Source organism: Pirellulales bacterium, assembly GCA_019694435.1.
Lineage (GTDB): Bacteria > Planctomycetota > Planctomycetia > Pirellulales > JAEUIK01 > JAIBBZ01.
This window is the reverse complement of the sequence record JAIBBZ010000002.1, coordinates 359,792-374,790: the sequence shown is the minus strand read 5'-3', so window position 1 is coordinate 374,790 and position 14,999 is coordinate 359,792. Positions and strand designations below refer to the sequence as shown.

Below are 14,999 nucleotides of genomic sequence, written 5' to 3'. Positions count from 1 at the left end.
ACGGAAACTCTTGGAAACCTGGCACGCACGCATGCACCGACGACAATTCCTGGCTCGCGCCTCGGCGGGCATCGTGGCGACGGCCGCCGGGGTGGCGCGATCACAAGCGTCCGCTGCGAATGCTTCGCTCGCCGAACATCACCTGGCCGCCATCGAAACCCGGCCCGTGCCGCTGCCTTGGCCGAGGCTGGTGGGTCGCAATGCCAAGCTGGATATTCACGGGCGCGGACCGACCATCACGGCCGTCATCCTGCACACCGATCGCGGCGCCAGCGGTTGGGGTGAGATCCTGCCCGGGCCGCCCGGGATTGAGACCTTGCGCGAGCAATTTCTCGGCCAGCCCATCTCGCAACTGTTGGCTGCCGAAACCGGGATTCTCTCGAAGAGCCTGACGCCGCTCGACGTGGCCCTGCACGACCTGGCGGGCATCATCCTCGATCAGCCCGTGTGGCGGTTGATTGGCGGGGGGCAGACGCCGCAGTTGTTTCCGATCTACTCGGGCATGATCTATTTCGACGATCTGACGCCGGTCGAGCGACCGGGCGGAATCGATCAGGTGTTACGCAATTGCGAGGCGGATCGAGCGCTCGGCTACCGGCAGCTCAAAGTGAAAATCGGACGCGGCCTGCGCTGGATGGACAAGACCGAAGGCATCCAGCGCGATATCGAAGTCGTCCGCGCGATCGCCGGCGCGTTTCCCGATTGCCAATTGCTCGTCGACGGAAACGACGGGTTCGACGTCCCGGGCTTGATCACGTTCTTGAAGGGCATCCAAGGGATTCCGCTCGTCTGGATCGAAGAGCCGTTTGTCGAAAACGAACAGCGGTGGCGCGAAATCCACGACTGGACTCGCCGCTTCGGCTTCGAGCGAACGCTTCTGGCCGACGGCGAGCAGAACAACGACTATCCTCTGCTGGAGACGCTCGAGGCCGACGGCATTCTTCAAGTGCGATTGTGCGATATCCTCGGTTTCGGCTTCACGCGCTGGCGGCAGTTGATGCCTCGTCTGGAACGGACAAAAACCCAGGCTTCGCCGCACGCCTGGGGATCGGGCCTCAAGACCATCTACACGGCCCACTTGCTGGCCGCGCTCGGCAACGCCCCGACGATCGAAGGGGTCACCTGCAGCCACGAAGCCGTCGATTTTGGCGAGAATCTGATCCGTGACGGCCAACAGCAGGTCTCGAACCAACCCGGCTTCGGGCTGAAGTTGAAAACCTGACGTCGCACTGGCAGGCCGGCCGCGTCACACGCGCTTGCTGAGCCGTTCGGCCAGCCGGTCGAGCGTCTGGCTGCGGTCTTCGAGGCCGATGTGCACTTGGATCAAGCTCATCGCACTGCGATCTTGCCACGCCTTGGCCAGCGCACGGTCGAATTCGGCCACGGTCCGCACCTCGTAGCCGGTGCCGCCGCCTAACACCTCAGGCAAGCGGGCATAGTGCCAGGGGTGAATGTCGTTGAAGTCGCCCGGGTGCAAGAACCGCTCGGTGCCGTAACCTTTGTTATCGAGCACCATCACGATCGGCGCGAACCCGAGCCGGACGATCGTCGAGAGTTCCATACCGGTCATCTGAAACGCCCCGTCCCCGACCAGGACCACCGGACGCAGATCGCGCCGGGCCACGCAGGCTCCCAGCGCCGCAGGCACGGCGAAGCCCATCGAGGTGTAATACGCGGGGCTCAAGAACTCGGTCCGCTGCCGGATCGTCAGCTCGGTCGCTCCGAACAGCGCGTCGCCGACGTCGGCAATCACGATCGTGTGATCGTCGATCGTGTCGTTCAGCCGGGCGATCATGCGTTCGATCGTGATCGGAGCCTCGGGTCGATTGGCCTCGGGCGCGACGCGCAGCTCACAGCGCCGGGGCAGCTCGCGCCGCGCGGCCGTGGGCTTGCGCTCGGCCAGGCCGCGGATGAAATCGCCCAGCACCACGCCGTGGTAGTGGTGATGCCGAATCCGCAACTGCTCGCTCGTCGCGTAGATGCACTTGCGCGGGTCGAGATTGGCCGTGTAGATCCCGAGGTTGATGTCGGTCATGAACGTGCCGAGCAGCACGACGCAATCGCTCTCCTCGACAAACCGCGTGACCTCCTCGCGCCCCATCGCGCCTTCGTAGAGCCCGATGAACAACGGATGCGTCTCGGGCAGCACGCTCTTGCCCAGCAAGGTCGAGGCCATGGCGATTTGCGAGCCCTCGCCCAGCGCCAGCACGGCGTCTTGCAGACCAAAGCGGTGAATCTCGACGCCGGCGATGATCACCGGGCGCCGCGCAGACTCGATCGCCGCGGCCGCCTCGGACACGGCCTCGGCCAACGCCTCGGGATCGCTCTGCGGCTCGGCCGTCACATAGGCGTGCGGCGCGTCGGGCACCACCTTGACCATATCGCGAGGGATCTCGATGTAGCCCGGTCGCTTGACGCGATAAACCGTGTCGAGGACGCGATCGATCTCGCGGAAGGCCGTCGGCGGGTCGTGCAGCTCGGTGCCTGCGACGCAGAGCTTTTCGAACACCTCATACTGCGTGCGGAAATCGCGCACCTTGTGATGCAAGAGCGGGTTGTTATGCCGCTCGTTCAGGCCCGGCGAGCCGGTGATGACCACGACGGGCGATTTCTCGGCATACGCCCCCGCGATCGAGTTGCAGATGCTCAGCCCGCCCACGCAATAGGTCACGCAGACGGCGCCCATGCCGTTGATGCGGGCATACGCGTCGGCGGCGAACCCGGCATGGTCTTCCTTGCAGCAGCCGATCACGCGGATCGGGCTGTTTGACAGCATCGAGTAGAACGACAAGACGTAGTCGCCCGGGATGCCGAACACGTCGCGAATGCCGTAGTCCTGCAACCGGCGAATCAGGTAATCGCCGATCGACAAGCCCGCCACGCTCTCACGGTTCATCGGGCTCACCATCCCGGCCACGAGCGGCCCGGGGTCGAAGGAAGTGAACGGATTGCCGGTCTGCGACATGCGAAGCCCTCCTGGCCGCCTGCGCATCTTGAGGCTGAAAAGCGCCTCATCAGGCGGCCGAATTATCCGCATTACAACTCTAGGGCACAACGCGGGTTCGTGGGCACGGCCCGGCGACAAAACGCCTTGCAGACTCGGGAACCGAGGCCCCAGAATCCTGCACCGGACAGTTGGTTGATCGGCGCCGGGGGCAGGGCCACCCCTGGGGTGGTTCGTTGTTGGCCGGCCGCGGCGCAACTACACTGGCACACACGCATTGAGGACGCGCGCATGGGCCGGCGGCGAGTCAGTTCGCTCAGGATGACTCTTCGATTAGCAACCGCCTGCGCCGTGCTGGCATGCGGGGCATTCCCCGGCAGGGCCTGGGCAGACCCTGCGGCTGATGCGCCGGAGTTTTTCGCCGCGCAGATTGCCCCCCTGCTCGAGACACGCTGCCTGAGTTGCCATCATGGCGAGACGGCCCGGGGGGGACTGTCGCTCGAAACCCGCGAGCGTGCCTTCGCCGGCGGCGATTCGGGCCCCGCATTGGTTGCCGGCCGCGCCGCGGAAAGCCTGCTGGTCGACATGGTCGCCGGCGACGAGCCGGCGATGCCCCAGGATGGCCCACGACTCACGGAAGACCAGGTCGCGGGGCTGCGGCAGTGGATCGATGCCGGGGCCGTCTGGCCGGCCGAACAGACCTTAACCGACCGCTCGGCGAACCTGTCGTGGTGGTCGTTGGTCGAACTCAAGCAGCCCGATGTACCGGCCGCCAACGCGTGGTGCCGCACGCCGATCGATGCGTTCGTCGCCGCGCGGCTCGCGGCCGAACACCTCGAGCCCGCGCCCGAGGCCGGCCGCGAAGCCCTGTTGCGGCGCCTCACATTCGATCTGCACGGCCTGCCGCCGTCGCCCGCCGAAATCGACGCCTTCGTCGCCGACCGGCAGCCTGATGCCTACGAGCGCGTCGTCGATCGCCTGCTGCAATCGCCGCGCTACGGCGAACGCTGGGCCCAGCACTGGCTCGACGTGGTGCACTATGGCGACACGCATGGCTACGACAAGGACAAGCGCCGCAACCACGCCTGGCGTTACCGCGATTGGGTCATCGCCGCCTTGAACCGCGACTTGCCGTACGGCGATTTCATCACCCAGCAACTCGCGGGCGACGTGCTTGCGCCCGACAATCCACAAGCCCGCGTGGCGACGGGTTTCATCTCCGCCGGACCGTGGGATTTCGTCGGCCAGGTCGAGCTTGGGGAGAACACGGTCGAAAAGGCCAAGACGCTGACCCTCGACCGCGACGATATGGTGGCCGCGACGATGGGCACCTTTTGCAGCGTCACGGCCCATTGTGCCCGGTGCCACGATCACCCGTTCGATCCGATCACGCAACGCGACTACTACCGTCTGCAGGCCGTGTTCGCGGGCGTCGGCCGGGCCGACGTCGCCTGCCCTGGTCCCGAGGCGCAAGCGGCCGCCGCGCGGTTGCGCACGACGCGAAATGGCCTGGTCGAGCAAAAGCAAAAGCACGCCGCACAAATCGAGCGGCTGACAACCGACGACCTCCGTGCTGCGCGCCGTCGGCTGGACGAGCTGCACGGCCAGCAGACCACGGCCGACAACCCTTGGGACGACGAGCGACTGCTCCCCAGCACGACGAACGGCTATCACAGCGCGATCGAGGCGCAGAGCGACGCAACGAAGTGGGTTCAGATCGACCTGGGCGCGGCGATGCCGATCGATCTGGTGCGATTGGTGCCGGCGCGGCCGACGGATTTCGCCGACACGCCGGGATTCGGCTTTCCGGTGCGATTTCGGGTGACGATCGGCAGCCAGCCGGACCTGGCCGATGGACAGACGATCGCCGACGAGACGACGGAGGACTACGTCAATCCGGGAACTCAACCGGTGCACTTCGCCGCGGCGGGCGCCGTGGCGCGGTATGTGCGCATCACGGCCACGCGGCTCTGGCCCCGCTCGGGCGACTATTGTTTTGCCCTGGCCGAGCTCCAGGTCGAATCGTCGGGGCGGAACGTCGCCGCTGAGGCCGCCGTCACGGCGCTCGACACGATTGACGCCGGGCGCTGGCATACGCATGCCTTGGTCGATGGCCAGGGCAGCCGCCGTCGCCTGCCCGAGCTGACCGACGAGCTGCGCGCTAGGCTGGCGAACCTGGCCGACCGGGCCCAACAGCGTGCCGAACTCGGCGCAGAGATTGTCGCGCTCGAAACGGGCTCCGGCATCACGGCCTTGCGCGGCGCAATCGCCGAGATCGAAGCCGAGTGTGCCCGGATCGACCAGGAGATCGAGGCCGCGCTCGCGTCCGAGCAGGTCTATGCAGTTCGTTCGCGCGAGCCCCGGCCCATTTTCCTGTTGGTCCGCGGCAACGTCGAGCAACCGGGCGAGGCGGTCGGTCCCGGGGCGCTGGCCGCGATCGCAGCGTTGCCGGCCACGTTCGAACTGCCCGGCGAGGCTGCCGAGGGTCAGCGCCGACTGTCCCTCGCCCGGTGGATTGCCGATCCGCGCAACCCGCTCACCTGGCGTTCGATCGCGAATCGCGTGTGGCAATACCATTTCGGCCGCGGCCTCGTCGATACGCCCAACGACTTCGGCCGCAATGGCTCGAAACCGACGCATCCCGAACTGCTCGACTGGCTGGCGGCCGAATTCCGCGACCACGGCCAGTCGCTCAAGGAATTGCACCGGCTGATCGTCACCAGCGCCGTCTATCGCCAGGCGTCGACCGTCGACGAGGCGAAGCTGGCCCACGACGCCGACAACCGCTGGCTCAGCCGCGCCAACCGCCGGCGGCTCGATGCCGAGGAATTGCGCGACAGCATGCTCGCCACGAGCGGTCGATTGGAGCTCGCGGCAGGTGGCCCCGGCTATGACCTGTTCCGCTTCAAGGACGATCATTCGCCGGTCTACGACTACGCCTCGCCCGAGGCGCCAAAGGTCAATCGCCGCAGCGTCTATCGCTTCATTGTTCGCAGCGTGCCGAACCCGTTCTTCGAGGTGCTCGATTGCGCCGATCCGTCGGCCCTGACCCCCAAGCGCAACACGACAATCACCGCTCTGCAGGCCCTGGCCCTGTTGAACGATCCGTTCGTCCTGGGCGAGTCCGAACATTTCGGCGCACTGCTCGCGGCCGAATCGCCCGACCTTGCGACGCAGGTGCGCACCGCCGTACGCCGCAGCTTTGGCCGCGCACCACGCGACGACGAGGCCCGCCTGCTGGAAGACTATGCCCGCCAGCACGGCCTGGCGGCCATGTGCCGATTGCTGTTGAATGCCAACGAGTTCGTCTTTGTCGATTGACCGCGGGACGATCGTGCCATGACCACCCGAGCCACCAATACCGCCGAGCCGCTGGGGCGCCGTGAATTCTTGCGCCGCGCCGGCGGTGGCTTCGGCGCTCTGGCCCTGGCCGAAATCCTCGCACGCGACGAGGTCCGCGCCGCCGACGGCCTGCACCATCCGGCCCGGGCGCGGCGCATCGTGCAGATGTTCATGTCGGGTGCGGCCAGCCAGGTCGATTTGTTCGACTACAAGCCCGAGTTGATCCGCCGCGATGGCCAGGCCTTCGAACCCGGCGGCAAGGTCGAGCTGTTCCAAAGCTCGCCCGGCAGCGTCATGAAAAGCCCCTGGGGCTGGCGCCAATATGGCGAGTGCGGCAAGTGGATGAGCGACCTGGTGCCCCGGCTCGCCGAGGTGGTTGACGACCTGGCCTTTATCCATTCGATGCAAAGCAAGTCGAACGTACACGGGCCGGCCACGTTCATGCAGAACACCGGTTTCGTACTGCCCGGCTTTCCGAGTATGGGAAGCTGGATCAGCTATGCCCTGGGCAACATGAACGACAACCTGCCGTCGTTCGTGGTGCTGCCCGATCGCCGGGGGTTCGCTCCCAATGGCCCGGCGAACTGGAGCGCCGGATTTCTGCCTGCGCAGTACCAGGGCACGATGGTCCGCCCCGGCACGGCCAACCCGATCTTCGATCTCTATCCGCCGCCGGTCGATTACCTGACCTCGTCGGCCGAGACCGAAGGGCGAGCCTTGCTCGATCAACTCAATCGCAGTCATCTGGCCGATCGCCAGGATGATTCGCGGCTGGCGGCGAGGATTGCCAGCTATGAACTTGCCGCGCGGCTGCAATTGAGCGCACCCGAGGTGCTCGACTTCAGCCAGGAGACGGCGGCCACGCTCGAGCGGTACGGTTTGCATCGCCCGGAGACCGAGGATTTCGGCCGCAACTGCCTGGTGGCCCGCCGGCTGCTCGAACGGGGCGTGCGGTTCGTGCAGCTCTTCAGCGGCGCCGACAACGGCTTCCCGCGCCGCAACTGGGACAGCCACGAAGACCTGGCCCGTGATCATGGCGTGATGGGCCTGAGTATGGACGGCCCGGCCGCGGCGTTGATTGCCGACTTGAAGGACCGGGGCCTGTTGACAGATACGATCGTGATCTGGACGACCGAATTCGGCCGCATGCCGTGCAGCCAGGGCGGCAAGGGCCGGGATCACAACCCCGACGCGTTTACCTCCTTTTTGGCGGGAGGCGGCATTCGCGGCGGGGTGACCTATGGTGCGAGCGACGAGTGGGGTTTCCGCGCCGTCGAGCAGCCAACTTACTGTTACGATCTGCACGCGACCGTGCTGCACCTGTTGGGGATCGACCACCGCCGGCTCACCTGGCGACACAACGGTATCGATCGCCGGCTGACCGACGTGCATGGACAAGTGATTTCCGAACTTTTGGCCTGAGCCGGCGCGCGCCGCTCACCGACGACTCTCCGCCATGAGCAAACCGCGACTGTTGATCGTCGATGAGCCCGCCGCGCGCGAGGCGTATCAAGCCGCCTTGAATTCGCTTGGCGGCGCCGAAGCGGTGTTCGAATCGCGCGACGAGAACGCGATCCGCCGGCTGCGCGAAGAGCCGTTCGATCTGCTGATCGCACGGATCGAGCCGCCAGCACAGGGTTTCGAGCTGCTGCGCGAAGGCCGGGCTGCCGATCCCGCGCTACCGGTGATCCTGGTGGCCAGCACGTCGAGCGTCGAGACGGCCACGCGGAGCCTGCGCGCCGGGGCGAGCGACTACCTGGCCCAGCCCTGGCAGCCCGACGAATTAGTTGCCGCCGCGCGGCGGTTGCTGGCAGAGCGCCGCCGCGAACAAGAGCACGAGCTGCTCCGCCGGCAAGTCGAGCGACCCTACAGCTTCGACGAACTAATCGGTACCAGCCCAGCCATGCAGGCCGTGTATCGCACCATCGAACAGGTGGCCGATTCGGATGTGCCTGTGCTGGTGATCGGCGAGACGGGCACCGGCAAAGAGCTCGTGGCCCGTTCGATCCATCGGCGCAGCCGCCGCGCCGCCGCTTCGTTCGTGCCGGTCGATTGCGGGGCGATACCCGAGTCGTTGCTCGAGAGCGAGTTTTTCGGCCACGAACGCGGCACCTTCACCGGAGCCGAGGCGCGGCGCATCGGGCTGCTCGAATTTGCCGACGGCGGTACCTTCTTTCTCGACGAGCTGGGCGAGCTGCCGCTGCTGATGCAGGCCAAGCTGCTGCGCACGCTGCAAGAAAAACAGATCCGCCGCGTCGGTGGGCGCGAGCAGATCGACGTCGACGTGCGCATCGTCGCGGCGACGGGCCGCGACCTCGAGGCGATGGTCGCCACGGGCGAATTCCGCCAGGACCTCTACTACCGCATCAACGTCGTGCGGATCGACCTGCCGCCGCTACGACAGCGCGGCGACGACGTGGGTTTGCTGGCCGAGTTCTTCGCCAATCGCTACAGCCGCGAGATGCAGCGCTCGCAAGTCGGCATCACGCCCGAAGCCTACCAGGTGCTCTCGCAATACCCCTGGCCGGGCAACGTCCGCGAGCTGCAAAATGTGATCCGCCGCGCGCTGGCGTTATCTCACAAGTCGATGATTGGCCTGGAAGACCTGCCTGACGGCCTGGTCGAGCAGGCCGGCCGCCGCTCCGGCGGCGCGGCCCGTACCAAGGCCGGCGACAGCGTGGCCGTGGCCCCAGCGGCGGGCGGTTTTTTTGCCCAACGTGATGCTCACGTCGCCCAGTTCGAGCACGAGTATCTGACCGCACTGTTGCGCAAGCATCACGGCGACGTGAAGTCGGCGGCGCTCGAAGCCCAGATTCCCCGCGGCACGCTCTACCGGCTGATGAAGAACCTCGGTCTCGACGGCAATCAGTTCCGCGCGTCGGCCGAGCTGCGTTGAGCCTCGCTCCCTGTCGACAGCGGGGCAAAGCCCCGCCGCAGGGTGTTCTCAGTCACGGTGCGCGGCACCACGAACTGCAGCAGGTAGTCGCTGCCGCCCGCTTGGCTGCCGATGCCCGACAGGCGAAAGCCGCCAAACGGCTGCCGATGGACCAGGGCCCCGGTGATGGGCCGGTTGAGGTAGACATTGCCGGCCAGCAACTCGCGCCGTGCTTGTTCCAGGTGCGCCGGGCTGCGCGAGTACACCCCGGCCGTGAGCGCATAGCGCGTGGCGTTGACGATCTCCACACCATGAGCGAAATCGCGGGCCCGTAGCACGGCCAGCACCGGTCCGAAAATCTCCTCTTGCGCCAGGCGGCTGCCGGGATCGAGGTCGGCGAAGATGTGCGGACCCACGAAATGCCCCTGCTGGGCGAGTGGGCCCACGTCGACCGACAACACTTCGCGGCCCTCGCGACGCCCCAGCGCGATGGATTGCTGCACGCGCTCGAGGGCCTCGGCGTCGATCAACGGTCCCAGTTGGCAGCCGGGATCTTCGGCCGGCGCGATCACCAGGCTCCGCGCGGCTTCGACCAGTCGCTCGAGCAAGGCGTCGTAGACGGCCTCGTGCACCACGGCCCGCGAACAGGCCGAGCACTTCTGGCCGCTGTAGCCGAATGCGCTGCGCACAATTCCCAAAACGGCCTCGTCCAGATCGGCGTCGGCGTCGACCAGGATGGCGTTTTTCCCTCCCATCTCAGCGATCACACGTTTGACGCCGCGGCTGTCGGCCGCCGCGGACATCTCCGCGGCCCGGCGATGAATGGCCAACCCCACCTCGCGCGAGCCGGTGAATGCGATCAGCGCCACGTCGGGATGCTCGACGAGTGCCGCCCCGGCCGTGGCACCATCGCCCGGTAGATAGTTCACGACCCCCGGCGGCAAGCCGGCCGCGATGCACAGGTCCTTGAGCCGGGCCGCGATGATCGGCGACTGCTCGGCCGGCTTCATCACGACGGTGTTGCCGGTCGCCAGAGCCGCCGCTGTCATGCCGGTCAAGATCGCCAACGGAAAATTCCACGGAGCGATCACGGCCGCCACCCCGCGCGGCAAATACGTGAACCGGTTCTCCTCGCCGGGTGCGTCGACGCCGTGCGGTTGTTCGAGCGCTTCGGCACCACGGGCGTAAAACTCCAGGAAGTCGATCGCCTCGGCGACGTCGGCATCGGCCTCGCGCCACGGCTTGCCGCATTCGTACACCTCCCAGGCCGCCAACTCGAAACGTCGGTGCCGCATCTGCGCCGCCACGCCGCGCAACAGGTCACCACGGCGGTGTGCGCCCAACGCGTGCCAGCCGGGCAGCGCCGACCGCGCCACCGCCACGGCGGTGTCGACCTCGGCACGCCCGGCAGACGCCGTCGTGCCGACAACGCGCGCCGTGGCCGACGGATCGCGCGACTCGATGCGCGTCGCCGTTTCGACGGCCCGTCCGCCGATCACCAGCGGCTCGTGCCGTCCCAGTGTTGACCGCACCTCTTCGAGCGCCGACGCAAAGGCGGCTCGCGCCGCGGCCGAGGTGAAATCGGTCGGCGGCTCGTTGTGAAACACACCGCCCGTGCCTGGGCCAACCTGTACGATCGGCTCCGGTTCGATCGGCGGCACACTCTGGGCACCCAGCTCGTTGGGATTCATCAGCAGTCGCTCCGGGGCCACGTGCTCGGTAAAGCCGGCCCTGAGAAAGGAATCGTTCGAGGTGTTTTCCAGCAGCCGCCGCACGAGATACGCCATGCCGGGAATCAATTCCCCGTACGGCATGTAAACCCTGACGCGATGTCCCTGCCGCACTAGGGCGTCTTTTTCCTGGTCGGCCATGCCGTACAGCATCTGGATTTCGTACGCGCTCGCGGGAATGCCCAGATGGCGCGCCGTGGCGATACCGTGAGCCAGCGAACGCAGGTTGTGGCTGCCCAGCGCGGGACGGAGCCAGGCCGCCTCGCTCAGGACGAACCGCGTGGCCCGTTCGTAGCACGCATCCGACTGCCATTTCTGCGTGAAGACGGGTACCGGCCAGCCGAGGCTGCGGGCGCGCACGGTTTCGTAGTCCCAGTAGGCCCCTTTGACCAATCGCACCCAGACGGGCGTGCCGCGCCGCCGGGTCCATTGGGCCAGTTCGGTCAGGTCGCGTTCGGCGTCGCGCAGGTAGCACTGGATCACGATGCCCACGTCGGCGAAATCGCGGAATTCGCTCTCCGCCAAGACCTCACGAAAGACGTGCAGCGTGAGGTCCTTGACCTCGTACGACTCCATGTCGACGTGCAGATGTGCCCGGTTCTCGCGGGCCGCGCGCAGCAGCAGGCGGAGCCTCGGGGCTACTCGGCGCAGCGCGCCGGCCGGGTCGAGCGCGTCGAAATGGCTGTCGAGTGCCGAGAGCTTGATCGACACATTCACCCGCGGCAGTTCGGCGAATTGGGCTCGATCGATCTGCGGCACCTCGGGCCAGACGTTGACGCGCGGCGCCAGCGACTCGATCAATTCGAGATAGGCGTTCAAATACCTCTCGGCTTCGCGATCGCTGGTAACGGCTTCGCCCAGCACGTCGAGCGTGAAGGCCCGGCGCAGCTTGCGTTCGCGCATCGCCGCGGCGAGGACCTCTTCGCTGGTCGTGCCGGCGATGAATCGCCGCGCGCTGGCCTGAGCATGCCGTCGCGCGGCCAGCGCCAGGGCGCGGCCCAGCACCGAGTGTGGGGCCGCGGCGGCCAGCCCCAGACGCGCGGCCGAAGGCAGTCCGCTTTGCACATCGTCGAAATACTCGTGCAGGTGACGCACGACGTCGGCCGAGTCGCGAAGCATCGGCAGCACGTCGATGAACCGGAACATCTGCACCTTGACCGACTCATCGCGCATCGCCCAGGCGAGAATGCGGTCGTCCCACCAGCGCCGCGCGAAAATGTGCGGAGTGCCCGTTTCGAGCCGGGCAAACAGCTCGCGGCCGATGTCCTGCGTGCTGCGCTCGATGGCGGCCAGGTCGCGCGCCGCGAGCGGTTCGACAGGGGGCACGAGATGTGCAATTGCCACAGGGCCGGCGCCTCCGGCGCAACGGAATCGAGGGGGGCAGAAACGTGCAACCTCCAAAGGAATCGTAGCCCGCCGGTCAAGTCGCCTTGGCCGACGCGCCGTGCGCTACAGCAGGTGCCGGGCCTTGATCGACAGGTAGCGATTCACCAAGGGCGCCGTCAGTTCCTCGGGAAAAACGTCGAGGCAGAGCACTCCCTTGGCGTGCAAGTCGGCCAGCATTTGTTGGCGCCACAGGAGGATGTCGCTGGCGGCGGCCGCGTCGTAGAGATCGTAGGCCCCCTGGCCGGCCGGCGCGGCGGCCAGCGGCGAGCCGGCCTCGGCGATCTGAAAGATCCGCCGGTCGCGCAACAGCACGCCTAGCGGCAAATGCTTGCCCACCAGCGAGGCCAGATATTGTTCGACCTGCAAGCGGTTGACCTCGTCGATCAGGTTGGTGATCAACACGACTAGGGCCCGCCGGTGACAATGCGCGGCCAGGTACAAGAACGCCTTGTCATAGCGCGATTCGACCAGCCGCGGAAAGCGATCGAACGACGCGTGCAGCAGGCGGTTCATCTGATTCTGCCCGCCGTGCGGCGGGACATAGGCGTGAATCTCGTCGGAAAAGGTCAACAAGCCGACCGAGTCGCCGTGGGCCAGCGCCACGTAGCTGAGCATCAGCATCGAGTTGAGCGCGTGGTCCAACAGGCTCAAGCCCGCCGCTGCGTTCGTCATCATTCGGCCCGTGTCGACCAGGAAGATCAACCGCTGGCTTTGATTGGCCTGAAAGTCCTTGACCGTCAGCTTGCCGCGGCGGGCCGTGCTGCGCCAGTCGATGAACTTGTAATTGTCGTCGGGTGTGTAATCGCGCAGCCGCTCGAACTCGTTGTCCTGACCCAGCCGCCGGCTACGCCGCACCCCCACCAGGTTCAAGCGATTGGCCCGGGCCAGGAGGGCATATTGCTTGAGTTGTTTCAGGTCGGGGTAGACGTGCACCACGCTCGCCAACGGGTAGTCGAAATAGCGCTGCCACAGCGCCCATGGACTGCGCACGCGCAGGTGCACCCGTTGCATCGTAAACGCCCCACGGCGCGTGCAACGACATTGATAGTCGAGCACGACCCGGCTGCGGCCCGCGAGCTGCAAACGGAACTCGCGCTCGCCAGGCTCGAACGTCGAGGGCACATCGTCGCGGACCGCGACGACATACTCGCGTGCGCCCAGATTGCTGACGATTAACGTCACGGGGTGCTGTTTTTGCAGCGATGCGATGCGGCTGACCTGGCGTTCGACGGCAAACGTCTCGCGGCGCGGCAATCGCACCAGATCGACAAGCGCGACCACCAAGATCAAGGCGTCGAGTACCAGCACGGGCCGCCACAACGCGCCGGTGAACAACAGGGTGATCGAGAGTAATCCCGGCACCAGCGACAGCCAGACCAGGCCGCGGTACGGAAATGCGCGCAGCCAGTTGGCCGCGAGCGCAAGCAAACCCAGCGTCGCCGCCACGACAGCCGCCAAGAACAGGGGCGAGGTTGCCGCCGGATCGCCTTCCACGAATGGTTTCTCGCGCCGGGAAAGACCGCAGGTTAGCGCCGGGGGGGCCGCGTCTCTAGAGCCGGGGTACCTCGACGGTGCGCAGCATTTCACCGAGCGATTCGTCGATGCTGCGGCCCTCGACTTCGGCCTCGGCCGTGAGCGACACGCGATGCCTCAGCGCCGGAAGCACGATCTCGACGACGTCGTCCGGCACCGCGTAGTCGCGGCCCCGAAACGCCGCCAACGTCCGCGCGCCTTGCATCAGCGCGATGCCGGCACGGGGACTGGCACCCATGTAGAAATGCGGCCACTGCCGAGACAAGCGCACCAGCGTGGCGATGTATTCGGTCAGTCGCGGATCGACGCGCACGCTGCCTGCGCGCCGCGACACGGCCAGGATCTCCGCCGGCGAGGTCACCGTGGCCAGTTCGCGCTCGAGCCGTTCGTTGATGTCTTCCTGCAGGTTGTGGCTCTGCAGGATCTCCACCTCCTCGCCCAACGAGGGGTAGTTGGCCACCATCTTGAACATGAAGCGGTCCAACTGTGCCTCGGGCAGGTTGTACGTACCCTCGGACTCGATCGGGTTCTGCGTAGCCAGCACCAAGAACGGACGCTCGATCGAGTGGCTCGTACTCTCCACCGTGACGCGATATTCCTGCATGATTTCCAGCAGCGCCGCATGCGTCTTGGCCGGCGCGCGGTTGATCTCGTCGGCCAACAGCAATTGGGTAAACACGGGGCCCGGCCGAAAGCGGAATTCCTGCGACTTCAGATCGAAGATCGGCGCGCCCGTGACGTCTGACGGCATCAGGTCGGCCGTGAACTGAATGCGACCGAAGCGACAACCGAGCACGCGACCGAGGGCGCGCACGAACAGCGTCTTGCCCAGTCCCGGCACGCTCTCAATCAAGACATGGCCGCCGGAAAACAGCGCGACCAGGGTACCCAGGACGAGTTCTTCCTGGCCGACGTAGAGCTTGCGGATTTCGCTGGTGATCCGCTCGAACAGCTCGCGGACGTCCTGCATCGCATCGCCGACAACCGGCGGCTGCTCGTCGCCCACCGCCGCGACGACTTCGATCGGCGTCGCCGGCTCCTGCTCGAAAGCCGCGCTCGGTGGCTCGCTCGATGGCCCTCGTTCTTCGGTCATCCAACTGCCCTGAAAAAACTCGAAATTCCCCGTCGTGCCCGGGGCCGGAAACCGCATCACCATACCCCAAGGGCAGGGGAGTTCCTAGCCGCCTGG

At 66.5% G+C, this 14,999-nt stretch carries 8 protein-coding genes; 4 read left to right on the top strand and 4 right to left on the bottom strand.

Annotation, left to right across the window (positions count from 1 at the left end):
- Positions 1-31 precede the first annotated feature (31 nt).
- Entirely contained in the window at positions 32-1,222 is a 1,191-nt protein-coding gene (locus tag K1X74_03715) for a hypothetical protein (protein ID MBX7165435.1), read from the top strand.
- Positions 1,223-1,246: 24 nt separating this feature from the next.
- Here K1X74_03715 and K1X74_03710 read toward each other — a convergent pair whose 3' ends face one another.
- Entirely contained in the window at positions 1,247-2,908 is a 1,662-nt protein-coding gene (locus K1X74_03710) for an alpha-keto acid decarboxylase family protein (protein MBX7165434.1), read from the bottom strand.
- A gap of 357 nt (positions 2,909-3,265) precedes the next feature.
- Between K1X74_03710 and K1X74_03705 the strand changes: the two genes are divergently transcribed.
- The 3 genes from K1X74_03705 to K1X74_03695 are packed head-to-tail and all read left to right on the top strand — an operon-like array spanning position 3,266 to position 9,182.
- Positions 3,266-6,265: a DUF1553 domain-containing protein gene (locus K1X74_03705; GenBank protein ID MBX7165433.1), complete on the top strand. Its 3,000-nt coding sequence runs from the start codon at positions 3,266-3,268 to the stop codon at positions 6,263-6,265.
- Positions 6,266-6,283: 18 nt separating this feature from the next.
- On the top strand, positions 6,284-7,708 hold the full coding sequence (locus K1X74_03700; GenBank protein MBX7165432.1) for a DUF1501 domain-containing protein: 1,425 nt from the start codon (positions 6,284-6,286) through the stop codon (positions 7,706-7,708).
- A 34-nt stretch (positions 7,709-7,742) separates the two neighbouring features.
- A complete protein-coding gene (locus tag K1X74_03695) occupies positions 7,743-9,182 on the top strand; it encodes a sigma-54 dependent transcriptional regulator (GenBank protein MBX7165431.1) in 1,440 nt (479 codons plus the stop codon).
- On the opposite strand, the gene K1X74_03690 is transcribed toward K1X74_03695, so the two are convergent.
- The 3 genes from K1X74_03690 to K1X74_03680 all read right to left on the bottom strand — a co-directional run bounded on the left by K1X74_03690 (position 9,152) and on the right by K1X74_03680 (position 14,966).
- Positions 9,152-12,235, bottom strand: coding sequence for a proline dehydrogenase family protein (locus K1X74_03690; protein ID MBX7165430.1), 3,084 nt, complete (start codon positions 12,233-12,235; stop codon positions 9,152-9,154). The genes K1X74_03695 and K1X74_03690 overlap by 31 nt on opposite strands.
- Before the next feature lie 105 nt (positions 12,236-12,340).
- Positions 12,341-13,771 carry a DUF58 domain-containing protein gene (locus K1X74_03685; GenBank protein ID MBX7165429.1) on the bottom strand — a complete coding sequence of 477 codons (1,431 nt, stop codon included), beginning with the start codon at positions 13,769-13,771 and terminating at the stop codon, positions 12,341-12,343.
- Between the two features lie 55 nt (positions 13,772-13,826).
- Entirely contained in the window at positions 13,827-14,966 is a 1,140-nt protein-coding gene (locus K1X74_03680; protein ID MBX7165428.1) for a MoxR family ATPase, read from the bottom strand.
- Positions 14,967-14,999: the final 33 nt, after the last annotated feature.